Below are 14,756 nucleotides of genomic sequence, written 5' to 3' on the forward strand. Positions count from 1 at the left end.
GTGGCGAGTTCGGGCTTGGCGGCGTCCAGGCATAAGGTGTGGCTGTAACCGGGGCAGGCTTCCTCGACGTCCGATGCCGCGACCCTGACTGCTCAGCCAACGGCGTCGGACGAGTCTCGCAGGCGCAGCAGAGTCCGGTCAACGCCCTGACCATCCTGGCCGAGACGGGCGATCTGCGCCGCTTCAGCCATCACCGGCGGTTCCTGAAGTTCTGCGGCCTCGATCTGGCCACCCAGCAGTCCGGTACCTTCCGCGGCAAGACCAAGCTGTCGAAGTAGGGAAACGCACGCCTGCGCCGGACCCTGTGGATGGCCGGACAGGTCGCCATCCGACAGCGGGAGAACAGCTTCCGCGACAAGTTCGAGCGCTACATCGCCCGCGACCGGCACAATGCCGACCTGCGGCGCAAGGCGCTGACTGCGATCACCGCCAAGATGGCGCGCGTGGTGCACGCCGTCATCAAGACCGGTGACGACTACCGGCCCTTCGTCAAGGAGCCGGTGCCAGATGGGAGAACCCCTCTCATTGGAGCCGTGAGGGCGTGAGAGCCACGACCCTGTAGATAATGCTCGGGTCTCCTGCCTGGATTGGCATCTCGTGTTGAGGATGGTGAGGACTACGGTGCCGCGTGCATCGGCTGGATCCTGTGTTCGCTATGGGCGAGAGTTCTTCCGGATCGGCAGGAGCCGCCTGGATCGACGTTGACGACAAACACGCCGCGGGCGCATGTTCGCGGACGGGGACCTGTTGCCCGACTAGCTGTCCTCCCTCGCTACGTAGGACGTTATCGACCCATAGGTTTTTGGGGCGTCCCCGAAGCCGGACCAAGGCGTCGAGCGCCTCGGTCACCTGGAAAGCGCGGAAGTTGGCTCTCGGTCGATCGAGCGCTGCCGACGGCTCGCCTCCTCCGGCCCGATGCCGCACGCGCTGGCCAGCCGGTTCACCCGTGGGCAGCTCGCGGTCCTGCGGATCGTCGGCGACGAGATAGCCCGGCACGGCGCCTGCGGGCTGTGCATCGACGCCATCGCAGCGCGGGCGGGCGTCTGCCGGCGGTTGGCTCAGGGCGCGATCCGGCTGGCCGAAGGCGACGGCCTGCTGACCATCCAGGAGCGGCGCCACCAGGGCCGGAAGAACGACCCGAACGTGCTTCGGATTATCAGCCGAGAATGGCTGCAGTGGCTCCGACGGGGAGGGCGGTCCGCGGCCCCGGCGCTGTTGGGCGGCATAGGGTGCAAAACGGTTCACCCCACGGATAGGGGAGATCCACAGAGGCAGGTTGTGGATGCGGAACCGAAGAAGGGCTGCCGGAGGGCAGCGGGCGACCTCGACCGATCAGGCCGAATGAGAATCCGCGCGAGTGGTCGCACTGGTCGAGCTATGCCGTGAGGGTATGTAGGCGACCGATCTATCGAACGAACGGACCTCGAACGATGTCGTGCAAATCCACCCGGTGCCCACGATGAGCACGGAAGCGGCGGAGCTTCCGGAACGGGCCAAGGAGGTTACGGGCGCGTCTGAGCCCCTTCTCTCGAATGAGATCCAGAGACACCTCGGGAACTTGCTGGTAGCCGCCTACGCGCAGGACGATGCCGAGCTCAGTGCCACGAGCTGCTTTGCCGATTTGCTGGCGAAGCTCGATGCGGCTCTCGGAGAAGTGGCCAGTCGCGACGATGCCGAGTTCAAGAAACTCCTCGTCACCATAGTGCCGGCTCTGCGCCGCTTCGCCGTCTCGCTCGCCCGCGACCCCACGGCGGCTGACGATCTTGTCCAGGACACCCTCTTCCGGGCCTGGCGGAGCCGAGCACGATTCGAGCAGGGCACGAACTTCGAAGCCTGGACCTTCACGATCCTGCGCAACCAGTTCTACACCCACCAGCGCAAGCACCGTGAAGTCCAGGACGAGGACGGAAGCCGCACCGCCCGGCTGGCATCTCTGCCTGACCAAGGTGGTCGTCTCGACCTGCAGGACATGCGCGCCGCCCTCGACCGGCTAGCGCCGACGATGCGGGAGGCACTGGTCCTCGTGGCAATCGAAAACCTCACCTACGAGGAGGCTGCCGCGGTCATGAACTGCCAGCTCGGCACCGTGAAGAGCCGCGTCTGGCGCGCCCGCGAGCAGCTCGCGCGGATGCTCGGCTATACCGGCACCGAGATCGGGAGTGACGGGGTGATGCTTTCAGCGCTCAACGGTTCAGGCGAGGTCAGCGAATGAGCCACTGCACAGCCAATGGTCGTGTCTGAAACTGCGCCTATGTGGGCCGCTGCCACAGCGGAAACTTCCCATCGCGGCGCAGAGGATGCAGCTTGAAACGTCGGCTCATTCAACGCCTTGCCGGGTCGCGCGAGACGGCCGCGATGGTCGCCGGGTTCGTCCTGCTCGTTCTCGCCGGTCTGGCGGCGGCTGCCGCGGCTCTGGCCAGTGCGGACGCCGCCGCGTGGTCGGTTCACTCGGCCGAGGTGCGGCAAGCCGAGGCGCGGCTGTTCCGGCTCGTTCAAGAGGCGGAGACGGGACAGCGCGGCTACCTGCTCACCGGGGACCCCAGTTACCTCGACCCGTTCACGACCGCGCGTCGCGAACTGCCGGCCGCCGAGGCAGAACTGCGAGCACTCACCGGGGACAACGCGGCGCAGCAAGCCCGGCTCGATCAGCTCCGACCCATCATCGACGAGAAGGTCGACGAACTGGCACGAACGATCGGGCGCATGCAGGCGGGGGACCAAGCGGGAGCGCTCGCCATCGTTCGCACCAATAAGGGACGCGACCTGATGAGGCGCTTCCGATCGATCAGCGTCGAGTTCGACCGGGCGGAAGTGGAACTCCAGGCTACACGCACCGACCGAGCCGCGTTCCGCCGCTCAATCCTGGCAGCGGTTATCCTCATCGCCCTGTTGCTGGCCGCTGCCCTCGCTTGGCTCGTTATTAGGACTGACCGACGGCGCACACATGAACTGCGGTCCGCGAACGATGCGCTCCGCCGTGAGATATCGCAGCGCCAGCAAGCCGAGGGGCAGCTTCGGCAGGCGCAGAAGATGGAGGCGCTTGGCCAACTCACGGGCGGTGTTGCCCACGACTTCAATAACATGCTGGCCATCATCGTCGGCAACCTCGACCTGCTGACCCGCCGCCTCATAAGTGACGATGAGCGTGTGCGAGCGATGATCGAGAATGCATTGGGTGGGGCGCGTCGCGCAGCCGAGTTGACCAAACGGCTGCTCGCCTTCTCACGGCTGCAACCACTCCAGCCGCAGCCGACCGACGTGAACCGGTGCGTGTGCGAGATGTCCGAGATGCTGCGACGTTCGTTGGGTGAGGGCATCGCGGTCGAGACGGTTCTCGGCGGCGGCCTATGGCCTGCCCTGGTCGACCGCCCGCAGCTAGAGAGCGCGATCCTCAACCTCGCCGTGAATGCCCGCGACGCCATGGCAGGCCAGGGTCACCTCACCATCGAGACGGCAAACGCCATGCTCGATCAGGCTTATGCCGACGCTCACGTCGAGGTGACGCCGGGCCAGTACGTGGCAGTCTCCATCACCGACACAGGTGCCGGCATGGACCAAGGGGTACTGGCGAAGGCGTTCGACCCGTTCTTCACGACCAAAGGCGTGGGCCAGGGCACCGGACTGGGCCTCAGTCAGGTGCACGGCTTCGCCAAGCAGTCCAACGGGCACGTCAAGCTCTACAGCGAGCCCGGGGTCGGGACGACGGTCAAGATCTATCTGCCGCGCAGCCAGGCCGTTCCTGCGCTGGTGCAGGCCACGCCGGCACGGCTCTCCTCGGATCTCGCCGAGCGGAAGGTGCTCGTGGTCGAGGACGAGGCGGGCGTGCGCAGCTTCGCATTGAGCGCCCTACGTGAGCTTGGCTGCTGGGCGATTGGGGCCGATGGCGCCGAGATGGCGCGCCGCACGCTCGCCGAGCAGCCGGGTATCGAGATCTTGCTCACCGACGTGGTGATGCCGGGGGAAAACGGGCGCGCACTCGTCGACAGCATCCGGGGCACCCATCCCGACCTTATCGTGCTGTTCATGACGGGCTACACGCGCAACGCCATCGTCCACAACGGCATGTTGGACCCTGGCGTGCGCCTGCTCAGCAAGCCCTTCACGGTCGCCGACCTCGCCCGGGAGCTGCAGGCGGCTTTGGAAGAGAAGCAGCGTGGTCAGCTCTCTTCGTCCAACATGACTTCCGGTAAGAAAGCTGGATCGTCCTGACGCTCGTCTGCTGAGCTGGCTGAATATTCGATCGGCGGGAATAGATCCGCCAAACCGCAGGCCACGCCATGCAGCACTGGATCGTGCGAAGAGCCGAAGGAGGGTGTGTAGGAGTCGACCGTGCGCATGCCGAACGCGGGCTCAAACGGTTAAGGGAATGAGCGGCCGTCGAAACGCTCTTGATTTGGGTTAAGAGCCCGAAACGTGGATGGTTCAGACGATTTTCGCTTTCGGGTTGTAGGCCTGCAACCGCGGCCGCCCTCCTGCGGTTGTGGGTACTCAGCCCGGCTTAGCCCGGTGCCGCACTCTCAGCCTCATGGGAAGCGCCATGCCGATTGAGCTGCACAGCAAGACCCACATCGACATCTACGACCGCACTGCGCGTCAGCACTGGGCGCATCATTTCGGTGTCACCGAGGAGCGTCTGCGCAAAGCCGTGACCATGGTGGGCTCACGCCTCAGCACCGTCGCCGACTATCTTGGCCAGCCTGCTCCGTGAGCGATGCGGCCAATCTCCTGGCCGCGCAGCTCTTGATCATGCGCGAGAAGGTGATGAGGCTGATGCAGGTCCTGGTCAGCAGTGGCACCAGCTACAACACGTCAGCTGGTGAGATCGGCAGGATCGCAGACGCCTTTGAGAAGGCCGGCAGCTACGGCGATGCTGAGGCCATGCGTGTCGTTGCCCGGAACTATCGCATCCGAGTCCTGGAGGTACAGGGTCAGATAGCTGCCCTGCGGCACCAGCACGCCGACCTGTACGAGGATCCGAGCTGAGGCGTCACGCGGCCTGCAAAGGGACTTAAGTTCGGCTGTCACCGTCGTCGGTAGGTTCACTTAGGCATAGGGACCGCCGAACAGGTCGCCGAGCGCCTTCCGCCGGAATAGCGTGCGCCAGCGCCTTCTCTGATGCTCCGGCCGGTCGTGGTTCATGTGGCACCGCTGGCAGAAGGCCGCGAGGTTGGCGCCGGCATTGTTCGAGGTGTCGTGATCCCGATGGGCAGCGGCCAGTACGACCTTCGTCACCCTGACCCCGGCCATGAGATCGTCGAGGCTCGGGGGACAGGAGACTGGCTTCCCGTTCTCGTTGCGCCACGTGCCCAACTCGCGGTCCCACCAGCGGCCATCCGAGAGGCAGTAGACCTTCTGCCCGTGTGGCCGCCCACAACCCTCGCAGCAGCCACCGGCCCGCCGGAAGCGGATCACCGCCGAGAGCTGCGGCCAGTCGATGGGGTAGAAGAAGCGGTGCTCGGGCCGGATCGGCATGGTGGCGCACTGTGCCACCGGGCGTGAAGAAAGCGTAGCGTTAGGGCGCTGACGTGGGTTGGCATAGTCCAGCATCACACCGGCGCGGCCACTACTCCATTCCAGGTGGAAGGGGGCGTGGCTCGCCTACTTCGGTGAGGCCGAGGAACAGAGCCAAATGTGTCAGCGCCACGAGCGACAGAGTGCAGCCGCTGCCATTCTCGATCACCGCGAGGGCCTCTGGGGCAAGCCCGGCCAGACGTGCCGCGCTGGAGAGGGATAGACGCAACCGGGCTCTCGCTGGACCGGAATGCATCGCGAGGTTGTGCAGTAGGACCCGCCGCTGCTCCTCGTTCTCGACCATAGGACGCGCCCGATATCGCTGGCCGCAGCGAGCCTCACGCCATTGTTACGACTGTCGCGAGATCCCGCCAACACGCCCAGCGGCATCACAAGTCCTATTGTCTCCTCCCGTACAAATTTCCCTATCGCGCTAAGCGATTGGCAATCAATCCATGACTTACTGCGCTCGGATCTTTATGCCACGCAGGCCTGAGGTGGTGCACGTTGAGTCCAGCCCGCCAGGGCACCACGATCGCTCTTGGTTCGGGTCATCCTTGGCCCGATGGCTGGTCCTTGCCAATTTCCTCACCGTTGCCGGCCTGATCAGCGTGGCCGCGCTTCTGCTCTGGCAGATGCGCACCGATGCGGAGCGTCGCAGCCAGCTGACCGCGAATAGCCTCGTGCAGGTGCTCGGTCGCGATATCGCTCGCAACGTCGAACTCTACGATTTATCCCTTCTGGCGGTCGTCGAGGGCTTTGGCCGAACCGACGTCGCACAGGCATCGCCCGAATTGCGGCAGTTGATCCTGTTCGATCGTGCCGCATCGGCACCCGGGTTCGCGTTCCTCCTGCTCCTCGACACGAACGGCGTCATCGCCTCCGGCTCGGATCATCTAGTGCCTAAGGGGCTCGACCGGTCCGAGGCCGAGTACTTTCGTCACTTCGTTGCCCATCCAGACGACGACGGCCTGCACATCAGCCCGCCTGCCATCTCGCGGGTCAGCGGCCAGCGGATGATCATGCTCTCCCGCCGCCTGTCGAACCCGGACGGCTCCTTTGCCGGTGTCGTGGTCGGCGGCATCAAGATCGACTACCTGCGCCGCCTGTTCGCTTCGGTGGATGCCGAGCATGCCGGAACCGTGACGCTCTACGGACCCGAAGGCATCATCCTGATGCGCGAGCCCTATGATCAGAGCGCAATCGGCGCGAGCGTGGCCGATACCCCGAGCTACCGCCGCATGATCGCGATGCGTGAAGGTAGCTTCGTCGGACCCGCGATGCTCGGGGACGGTGAGCGTCGGCTCACCTTCGCGCGGCTCGGCACGGAGCCCCTCACCCTCAGTATCGCCGTGGCACCGTCCGCGATCTACGCCGAGTGGTGGCATCGAGCCCTCGGCCTCAGCATGGTGTTGCTCAGCCTGTGCAGCGTCACAGCTAGCCTGACTTGGCTGCTGCGCCGCGAGCTGGGTCGTCGTGAACAGGCCGAGGCCAGGCTGCTCGCCGCCAATGCCCGCCTGGCGGCGCAGGCGACCACCGACGCGCTGACCGGTCTCGGCAATCGGCGGCGTTTCGATGAGGCGCTGGCACAGGAATGGGACCGCGCAGTGCGGAGCCGCCGGCCACTGTCGTTGATCCTGATCGACGCGGACTGTTTCAAGGGCTTCAACGACACCTACGGCCATCAGCGCGGCGACGAAGCGCTCCGATTGATCGCCGGCTCGATCCGGGCGGCCGCCAACCGCGCCAGTGACCTGGCTTGTCGCGTCGGCGGCGAGGAGTTCGCTGTCATCCTGCCGGAGATCGACTCTGCGGGCGCTGAGATAGTGGCTGAGCGGATCCGGACGGCGGTGATGGGCTGGGCCATGCCTCATGCTGAGGGTCCGCACGCGGTGCTCACGGTGAGCTGTGGCGTGGCGAGCGTTCCTGAGGTCTTGGCGCACAACGCGGCAGCGCTCGTCGCCGAGGCGGATGCGGCGCTGTATGCGGCCAAAGGCGCGGGCCGGAACCAAGTTCGTGCTGCTGAACGAAGTAAGACGGTCCTGCGCTTCGTGAGTTGATTAAACCGCCTGAGCGTCGAGGTAACCCCGTTCTCGATCGGCGGCTGATCCCTGACCCCTGTACTCCCCTTACTCCTTGTCAGCGGCTGACAGAGGCGCTCGGAGCACCTGCGATCGGGGCTTGGTCTTGCCCTGTGCGCCCGTGTGCGCCCGACGTCGGGCGCAGAGATGCCGACGGCGTGCCGCAGAACGCAGAGGGGCCGGCGCTTATCTCGATCCAAAGGGGCCGCCTTTTACTCGTGAGAATGGCTACAGACGCTATCTCCGATTTAGGAGCGGACGCCGCCCTAAGGGTATTTAGAACCGAACGGCCGGGTGCTGCATTCAGCATCAGGAGATTGGGCAGTAAAACCGAAGGTCTGATGACGCGCGAGGGATTTACCTCAGCGAAATAAATAAGCTGCTAGCCTCCAGCGCATCCAATGCACTCGCTAGGCCGACCCATGAAACGCGATTGCCAGGGGTGCAGAGACGGCGAACCGTTGCCGTTCGATTTCACGATGGCATTCCACCCCATCCTCGATCTCTCGCGCAGCGCGGTCTGGGGCTACGAGGCTCTGGTCAGGGGCACGGAAGGCCAAGGTGCCGGGCAGATCCTCGGCATGGTCGACGAGAGCAATCGCTACAAGTTCGACCAAGCTTGCCGCGTCAAAGCGATCGAACTCGCCGGGTCTCTGTTCCAAGATGGCGAGACCCGGCTTTCCATCAACTTCATGCCGAACGCGGTCTACGAGCCGGCCGCCTGTATCCGTGCAACGTTGGAAGCCGCGCACCGCGTTGGCTTTGCGCACCGCCAGATCATGTTCGAGTTCACCGAGAACGAGCGCATGACCGACGTGGTCCACGTCCAGCGGATCATTGCCGAATATCGCAAGCAGGGCTTCGCGACTGCCCTCGACGACTTCGGCGCAGGCTACGCTGGGCTCAACCTGCTGGCGAGCTTCCAGCCCGACTTCATCAAGCTCGACATGGATCTGATCCGCGGGATCGCGACGTCACCGGCACGGCAGACCATCGTAGCCGGCGTGATCATGATGGCGCGCCAGCTGGACGTGGCGGTGATCGCCGAGGGTGTGGAGACGGAAGCGGAGCTGACGGCATTGCGTGCAGCTGGGATACATCTGTTCCAGGGCTACCTTTTCGCCAAACCCACCGTGGCTCGCCTGCCGACCGTCCACTTGCCCCCTTCCTCCGTCGTACCGGCTGAAACTCCCGCCCGGTCCGATGCTGCCTGACGACGGCTGGGCGACTTGCGGCCGACGCATCGCCTTCAGGCGTAGGGCCCGCCGAACAGGTCGCCGAGCGCCTTCCTGCGGAACAGCGTACGCCAGCGCCTCCGCTGATGCTCCGGCCGATCGTGGATCATAGGGCGAAGAAGCTGTCAGAGGAGCCAGATCGAGAGCGTCAGGACGGCGCCGATCGCGCCGATCATGGTGCAGAAGCCGGGTACGATCCAGTTGTTCAGCCCTAGAGGCCGAGCCGCCTTCCGAACTCTGACGGACGCCGCCTCGGTCTTGCGGGCGAGCGCGATGCGCTCTTGCGAAGGCGGGTTGCCGGCAGCCTCATCGTCCGTCCCGAGCTGTGACAGGCCAGGGTCGTAGTCCGCGACCTTGTCACCTGTCGCGCCGCTGTCGATGTCGGCTTTCAACATGGCCGTGGTCGGACGATTGGAGGCGGGCGGCTCCGCCACGTGCAGGTTGCCGGGAGGCGGCGGGGTTTCGGATCGGAAGAGCATGAAAGTGCCTTTCGGAGCAGCGGCAGCCGGCGTCGTTCGATACGACACCGGTCGCGTGAGGCTTGGATCGGTTGCCTCGAGCATGGTGGCTCACGTCCCGGCATGGCAGCTGCTGGGACGCTGAGAGTTCAACGAGATTATTCCTCGACGGCGCGGCCGATGCCGGCCTGTTAGCCGCCACCACCGCTGCTGCCACCGCCGCTACCGGTGGAGCCAACGCGCGAGGGCTGATCCTCATTGCCGGCAGCCGCCGAGTCCTCCGAGATGCCATCCGCAGCCCGTCCCGTCGGCGAGTACGTGGCGGCCCCTTCATCACCGGTCGAGCCGGACTGACGCGTCACGACCCCGGGAGAACCCGGCGGAACGATTACGGTGGTGGTGGTCTGGGTCTCGAAGACCTGGGCAGAGACAGGGGTAGCGATCACCGCGACAAAAGCCGCGGCGAGGATGAGCTTGGTCATAAGGTTCTTTCGTCTGTGAGCGTGGGGAACAGTCGATTGCGCGCGATGTGTCCCGACGGCAGTGTCACAGGGGCGGGCAACAGCGGCTCCGGCCAATCAGACCACCCGATAGTTCACAGTGGTGATACAGGCCGGGCCATGCGGTATGATTGGTCAAATGATCAGAAAAATAAATGCCTTGTCATGATCTAAGTGAGTTCAAAAATTACTCTGAGGAAATATTATTGAGGCTCTCGATTTTCTCCGATCATCACGCGGCGACAGCGTGTGCCCAGTGCTTCGAGCCACAGCGTTGATGCGGCGCTCGATGGACGCCGTTTTGTGCCTCGAGGACCTGATGTCGGATAGAAAGAGTTCAGCTCCCGGGACAGCCGATCGTCCTGGGCGTAGGGGCATCACCTGGCTTGCCCTGATCGCGCTCGGGGGCACCGGGTTCGTCGGATACCGCCACTGGCCGGAACAGTCCCGGGCGGCGAGCTTAGCACAGGCCCCCGAAGCGAGACCGCCGATGGTGCAGACCGCCACGGCCGCGCGGGTCTCCGGACCGCTGAGCCTGACCCAGACCGGTACCACCCAAGCCTTCGACATGGCGAGCCTCTACCCGCGAGCGACCGGCTACATCGTCGCGCGCAAGGTCGATATCGGCACGCACGTGAAGAAGGGCGACCTGCTGTTCCGGATCAGCGCCCCCGACCTCGACCAGCAGCTCGTCCAGGCGCAGTCGCAGGTGCTGCAGCTCCAGGCGGCGCTGATCCAGGCGCGGGCGATGGTCGACCAGGCCGAGGCCAACCGCCACCTCGCGGACGTGACCAACCGCCGGACCTCGACGCTCGCGGGCACCGGGATCGAGAACCGGCAGAACGCCGACACCTCGCAGGCCGGCGTGCTGGCCCAGACGGCTAATGCCGCCGCCACCCGCGCCGCCGTGCAGGTTGCCGAGGCCAACATCGCCGTCCAAGAGACGCAGGTCGCCCGCCTGAAGGTCCTAGCCGGCTTCGAGGAGATCCGCGCGCCCTTCGACGGGGTGGTGACGACCCGCAACAACGATGTCGGCGACGCGGTCACGGCGGACACGATCACGGGCACCCCGCTTCTGACGCTGGCCCGGGACGACGTGCTGCGCATGGCGGTGAACGTGCCCCTCTACGCCGCCGACGGCGTCCGCGACGGGCTCGACGCCCGGATCGAGGTGGCGCAGATCCCCGGGAAAATCTTCCCCGGCATGGTCGCGCGCTCGTCGACGACGCTGCTCTCGGCCGCGCGCACGCTGATGACGGAGGTCGACATCCCCAATCCGGACGGCGTCCTGCGGGCCGGGCTCTACATCACCATCACCCTGGAGATCCCGCGGGTCTCACCCGCCGTGACGGTGCCGGGCGACGCCCTGATCTTCGACCAGAACGGAACCCGCGTAGCGGTGGTCGAAGCGGCTGCGGATGGAAGTAGCGTCGCGCGGCTGCGCCCGGTCACGATTTTCCGCCAGACCGCGATGGCGCTGGAACTGCGCTCCGGCTTAACCGGCGGTGAGCGCGTCATCGTCGGACCGCCGGCATCTCTGCGCGATGGGGACAAGGTGTCGGTTGGACCGCAGACCGGGACAGGCTCATGAGCGAGCAAGCTTCTCAGGCGTAGGGGCAGCCGAACAAGTCGCTGTGCACCTTGTGCCGGATGCTCCCAACGGAGATCCGCGATGGCGCGGACGGTGTCCGCGATGTGTGCAGGCAGGATCGGCGTAGCCGCTTTGTCCTCGCGGCCCGGGCTTGGATTGGCCATCAGTGACGCGGTCCGGTTATCGGAGAGGTCCGTGAAGCTGGAACAGGCATATGGCTCGACCGGTTGCCCGTGAACATTTTCACGACAGCCGAGACAATCCGATGGCCCGCTCTCCCCTTCCGCTGAGCGTGGCCTTTGCCGCGTTCGCAACCCTCGCGCTCACTGCATCCGTGCAGGCCCAGACCAAGCCCGGCGAGATCAAGGGTATCGATGCGATGGGCGACAAGGGCCGAAGCGCCCAGGACGGCTTTAGCCAAGCACCGGTGCCGCGCGAGGAGTCGGCGGCCAAGGATGCGCCCAATCCCGGCGGCCACTCGATCGCGGAGAACAGGGACCGGCCGGTTCCGGCTGCAAACCCAACCGGTGACTCCGCTCACGAGCCCCAGGCGCCGCTGCCGAACCGCACGGCATCACCTTCGGGCACCAACCCGGCGGAGCCTTCGAAGTAGCGCGCTTGCCTCGACACCCACGCCCGCGCCCACCATCTTGAGTGCATGCCTGGGCAACACAGCCAGACCTACGATCCGCAGGAGAAGCCGACACCCCGGGGCGGGTAGTCCTACCGGCCGGTGCCATCCACGACCGGGAGCCCAGCGGGGACCTGGTCGCACTTCCCGCAGTGAAAGCGCTGTGCGACAACCAGAACCTCTTCTGGCCCCCTGGCCTGAAGCTGATCCCAGGTCCGCCACGCCATGGATCGGCATGATGTGCATCTCGGAATGCGCAGGCCGCGGTAGCCCTCATCCGTCCAGTCGCTCACCGTCCGCATGCGGGCCGAGACCACCATCGCAAACCATCTTGTGCCGGATCGCACCCGGAAAGGCGCAAACGAAGATCTGCAAGAGGGGTGCCTGATCCCTCCCCTGGCCCTGCGCCCTCGCACGCGCCACCTTCCGTGAGTGCCAAGCCAGCATTTACGCTCGGCGGTGCCATCAGGTGTTGCCCCAATGTCTCGTCATCGAGAGCATTATTCCAAGCTGGTACGCGGCGCCCTGATCAGTCTTGCCTTCGCCGCTACGGCAGGGACCGCCACCGCGGCGCAAGGCAGTCGATTAGCGGCAGCCCAGTCTCAGCAGAACCTCGATCTCCTCCAAACCGCCCGCGCGATCGTTCGCGTCAATGTCGTCGGTCGCGAGTGCCCGATGTTTTATGCCGTCGATCGCGCGCGGGTGCAGGACATCGAACAAGCCTTGTTCAACAAAGGGCTGGATCGGTTCGGGAAGCAGAAGCTGCGGCAGGCCATCAACGCGGCGGAGGGCGAATTTTCGACCGAGTTCGAGACAGGTGGCGCCGGGACCTGGTGCCCGGCACAGCGCACTCATTTCGATCACCTTGGCGTTCATGACCTGGTCGGCGCCCCGCGGAATTAACGCCACCATGGCCCGCAACGTGAGTATCGATCCAAAGTAACGTCGGCTCTACATCTCCCTGGTGGCATACGCCTACGCGAGCTTATGGCGGCTCACTTCCTTCACCCCCTCGGATCGCGATGAACGCCTTAAAGGATCTGCTGACTCGCTTCGGCCGGACGTTCACGGCCTATGCCGGCGATGAAGCGCTGATGCAGGCGGGGATCTCGGCCGCGGCCAACGTCATCGTGGCCGACGGTGAGGTGGCGGGTGACGAGTTCGAGACCGCGCTCGTAGGTCTGCGCGCCAACCCGATCATCGAGAAGGGCTACGACCTCCTGATGCTGGAGGAGGCGCTGTACGAGGCGATCGCCCGGGCACGGACCCGCGCTGGCCGCGTGGAGAACCTTCGCCGGGTCGCTGCGATTGCCGGCCGTCCGATGGAGCAGCGGCAGGACACGTTCTTGGTGGCCGCCGATGTCGCCGACCATGAGGGCGTCAGCGAGATCGAGGATAAGGCGCTGTCTGAGATCGCCGTGGCCCTTATCGTCAACAAGTCCGAGCTGATGCAGACCGCGGTGGCTCGGACTACGCCTTTGCCGCCTCGACGTCCCTAGCTGACATCTGCGTCTCCCAGGCTTGGACTAAGGCTCATCAGAACGCGTCCGCAAGGTCGGCGCCAAGCCGGGAAATAACATCTTTCTGAACAGGTTGGCACACGGCCGGGGTTTGTCCGCGTGCTCACACGTGATGGCCTGCGGTTCCGGCCTCAGAGGGTCGGCCGCTCCATCACGGTCGCGGGATCTGTGCGGGTCCTCCTCGTCTCAGGGTGAGGTGGGCGGCGTCAGCCGCGGGCGCGTCGTACCCCCGCGATGCGCTGGGTCAGGGCGCTCCGGATCTCTCTGACCTCCGCCATGTCGGTCTCAAGGGTATCGAAGTGCGCGAGGCCGCCCTGGCGGATGCGCTTCGTCAGCTCCTCGATCCGCCGCAGGGCGTCGAGAAACGGGATCGGCTGTGCGTCGGTGCTCATGGTCATGGTGTCCTTCAGTTTGAAGCGGGGCGGATGACGAGGACGTACTCGACCCGGACGGTGACGGACCCGTCCGGGAGCAGGATCGTGAGAAGGGCATCCGGGTGCACCGCGGAGGCGGTGGTGACGAACGCCGGACCATCCGGCGTCTCATCGAACAGCGTCGGATGCACCTCTGAGCCCGTAGTGGCGTGAGGGAGTACGGGGCCCGGCTCTACGGTCGCCCTTGGCCCCCGGTCAGCCGGAGAGAGCGCGGCGACCGTGCTCATCAGGCCAGCCTCAAGGCCACGCCCGACCTCAGCGAGGCGGCTCTCGGCCTCAAGGAGGCAGAGGTCCACGGCTGCATCGAACTCGCGCCCGACCCGGGCGAGCAGGCTCCGGGCCGGAACCTCGATCTGCTCCTCGATCGCGGCGTCAAGCTCGGCGAGCGCGCGCGCGGCCCGCTCGGCGCAGGTCTCCAAGAGATCCCGCACAAGAACCGCCGCAGCCGTCGGGGTGGCGACTGAGCGGGCGGCGATGGCGTCCAGGGCGGTCTCCGGTGTGGCCGCGTGGCCGACGCCCACCACGAGGTTCGGGAGCCGCAGGGCCGCGTGCACGACCCCGGCTGCGTCGAGCGGAGCGAAGGCTGCCTGCGGGCCACCTCCGCGCACCAAGAGGGTGACCGACTGCGCGTCATAACCAGCGCACGTCGCCTCGGCCTTGACGCAGGCCTCGGTCAGGGAGCGCTCCGCAGACGGACCCTCGAAGATCGCGGGCACGAAGATGATATCCAACGCACCACCCTGCACGAAGGGGGAGAGCACGCGTTGGACGTCACCGAAGGCGTCGCCGCGCTCG

The 14,756-nt window shown here is 65.7% G+C and carries 15 protein-coding genes and 1 pseudogene; 10 read left to right on the forward strand and 6 right to left on the reverse strand.

The window, feature by feature from the left end:
- Positions 1-134: 134 nt before the first annotated feature.
- The 5 genes and pseudogenes from MKL01_RS19150 to MKL01_RS19170 all read left to right on the forward strand — a co-directional run.
- Positions 135-545: pseudogene (locus tag MKL01_RS19150) on the forward strand (transposase); the annotation flags it as partial.
- A gap of 914 nt (positions 546-1,459) precedes the next feature.
- A complete protein-coding gene (locus MKL01_RS19155) occupies positions 1,460-2,212 on the forward strand; it encodes a sigma-70 family RNA polymerase sigma factor (protein WP_243906790.1) in 753 nt (250 codons plus the stop codon).
- 92 nt (positions 2,213-2,304) lie between these two features.
- Complete coding sequence (locus MKL01_RS19160) at positions 2,305-4,209, forward strand: CHASE3 domain-containing protein (protein ID WP_243906791.1); 1,905 nt, start codon at positions 2,305-2,307, stop codon at positions 4,207-4,209.
- A gap of 328 nt (positions 4,210-4,537) precedes the next feature.
- Positions 4,538-4,708, forward strand: a complete 171-nt coding sequence (locus MKL01_RS19165; RefSeq protein WP_243906792.1) for a DUF3606 domain-containing protein — start codon at positions 4,538-4,540, stop codon at positions 4,706-4,708.
- Entirely contained in the window at positions 4,705-4,983 is a 279-nt protein-coding gene (locus MKL01_RS19170; RefSeq protein WP_243906793.1) for a hypothetical protein, read from the forward strand. Before MKL01_RS19165 ends, MKL01_RS19170 begins: the two co-directional genes overlap by 4 nt.
- Before the next feature lie 60 nt (positions 4,984-5,043).
- Here MKL01_RS19170 and MKL01_RS19175 read toward each other — a convergent pair whose 3' ends face one another.
- Positions 5,044-5,472, reverse strand: a complete 429-nt coding sequence (locus MKL01_RS19175; RefSeq protein ID WP_243906794.1) for a hypothetical protein — start codon at positions 5,470-5,472, stop codon at positions 5,044-5,046.
- Positions 5,473-6,068: 596 nt separating this feature from the next.
- On the opposite strand from MKL01_RS19175, the gene MKL01_RS19180 reads away from it, so the two are divergent.
- Positions 6,069-7,571, forward strand: coding sequence for a diguanylate cyclase (locus MKL01_RS19180; RefSeq protein ID WP_243906795.1), 1,503 nt, complete (start codon positions 6,069-6,071; stop codon positions 7,569-7,571).
- A 443-nt stretch (positions 7,572-8,014) separates the two neighbouring features.
- Positions 8,015-8,806, forward strand: a complete 792-nt coding sequence (locus tag MKL01_RS19185) for an EAL domain-containing protein (RefSeq protein WP_243906796.1) — start codon at positions 8,015-8,017, stop codon at positions 8,804-8,806.
- Positions 8,807-8,952: 146 nt separating this feature from the next.
- Here MKL01_RS19185 and MKL01_RS19190 read toward each other — a convergent pair whose 3' ends face one another.
- Complete coding sequence (locus MKL01_RS19190) at positions 8,953-9,306, reverse strand: hypothetical protein (protein ID WP_243906803.1); 354 nt, start codon at positions 9,304-9,306, stop codon at positions 8,953-8,955.
- A 170-nt stretch (positions 9,307-9,476) separates the two neighbouring features.
- Positions 9,477-9,767 (reverse strand): hypothetical protein, encoded by a 291-nt coding sequence (locus tag MKL01_RS19195; RefSeq protein WP_243906797.1) that lies wholly within the window; start codon positions 9,765-9,767, stop codon positions 9,477-9,479.
- A 508-nt stretch (positions 9,768-10,275) separates the two neighbouring features.
- Here MKL01_RS19195 and MKL01_RS19200 point away from each other — a divergent pair.
- Together MKL01_RS19200 and MKL01_RS19205 are read left to right on the forward strand one after the other, a co-directional pair.
- Positions 10,276-11,376, forward strand: a complete 1,101-nt coding sequence (locus tag MKL01_RS19200; protein ID WP_243906798.1) for an efflux RND transporter periplasmic adaptor subunit — start codon at positions 10,276-10,278, stop codon at positions 11,374-11,376.
- A 214-nt stretch (positions 11,377-11,590) separates the two neighbouring features.
- Positions 11,591-11,989, forward strand: coding sequence for a hypothetical protein (locus MKL01_RS19205; protein WP_243906799.1), 399 nt, complete (start codon positions 11,591-11,593; stop codon positions 11,987-11,989).
- A 603-nt stretch (positions 11,990-12,592) separates the two neighbouring features.
- Here MKL01_RS19205 and MKL01_RS19210 read toward each other — a convergent pair.
- Positions 12,593-12,883, reverse strand: coding sequence for a hypothetical protein (locus MKL01_RS19210; RefSeq protein ID WP_243906800.1), 291 nt, complete (start codon positions 12,881-12,883; stop codon positions 12,593-12,595).
- Positions 12,884-13,029: 146 nt separating this feature from the next.
- Here MKL01_RS19210 and MKL01_RS19215 point away from each other — a divergent pair, with 146 nt between their 5' ends.
- A complete protein-coding gene (locus MKL01_RS19215; RefSeq protein WP_243906801.1) occupies positions 13,030-13,506 on the forward strand; it encodes a tellurite resistance TerB family protein in 477 nt (158 codons plus the stop codon).
- A gap of 227 nt (positions 13,507-13,733) precedes the next feature.
- Here the strand turns inward: MKL01_RS19215 and MKL01_RS19220 are convergent, their stop codons facing one another.
- Together MKL01_RS19220 and MKL01_RS19225 are read right to left on the reverse strand one after the other, a co-directional pair.
- Positions 13,734-13,919, reverse strand: a complete 186-nt coding sequence (locus MKL01_RS19220; protein WP_243906802.1) for a hypothetical protein — start codon at positions 13,917-13,919, stop codon at positions 13,734-13,736.
- Positions 13,920-13,933: 14 nt separating this feature from the next.
- Positions 13,934-14,756: exodeoxyribonuclease VII large subunit (locus tag MKL01_RS19225; protein WP_279604734.1), on the reverse strand; the 823-nt coding region annotated here is incomplete at its 5' end.

The sequence above is a fragment of the Methylobacterium sp. J-070 genome (assembly GCF_022829385.1).
Classification (GTDB): domain Bacteria; phylum Pseudomonadota; class Alphaproteobacteria; order Rhizobiales; family Beijerinckiaceae; genus Methylobacterium.

Excerpts from the sequence above, each read along its gene's own strand:
- MKL01_RS19190 (WP_243906803.1), bottom strand. The coding sequence starts at position 9,306 with ATGCTCTTCCGATCCGAAACCCCGCCGCCTCCCGGCAACCTGCACGTG.
- MKL01_RS19175 (WP_243906794.1), bottom strand. The coding sequence starts at position 5,472 with ATGCCGATCCGGCCCGAGCACCGCTTCTTCTACCCCATCGACTGGCCG.
- MKL01_RS19220 (WP_243906802.1), bottom strand. The coding sequence starts at position 13,919 with ATGAGCACCGACGCACAGCCGATCCCGTTTCTCGACGCCCTGCGGCGG.
- MKL01_RS19155 (WP_243906790.1), top strand. The coding sequence starts at position 1,460 with ATGAGCACGGAAGCGGCGGAGCTTCCGGAACGGGCCAAGGAGGTTACG.
- MKL01_RS19200 (WP_243906798.1), top strand. The coding sequence starts at position 10,276 with ATGGTGCAGACCGCCACGGCCGCGCGGGTCTCCGGACCGCTGAGCCTG.
- MKL01_RS19185 (WP_243906796.1), top strand. The coding sequence starts at position 8,015 with ATGAAACGCGATTGCCAGGGGTGCAGAGACGGCGAACCGTTGCCGTTC.
- MKL01_RS19210 (WP_243906800.1), bottom strand. The coding sequence starts at position 12,883 with ATGAACGCCAAGGTGATCGAAATGAGTGCGCTGTGCCGGGCACCAGGT.
- MKL01_RS19215 (WP_243906801.1), top strand. The coding sequence starts at position 13,030 with ATGAACGCCTTAAAGGATCTGCTGACTCGCTTCGGCCGGACGTTCACG.
- MKL01_RS19165 (WP_243906792.1), top strand. The coding sequence starts at position 4,538 with ATGCCGATTGAGCTGCACAGCAAGACCCACATCGACATCTACGACCGC.
- MKL01_RS19195 (WP_243906797.1), bottom strand. The coding sequence starts at position 9,767 with ATGACCAAGCTCATCCTCGCCGCGGCTTTTGTCGCGGTGATCGCTACC.
- MKL01_RS19205 (WP_243906799.1), top strand. The coding sequence starts at position 11,591 with ATGGCTCGACCGGTTGCCCGTGAACATTTTCACGACAGCCGAGACAAT.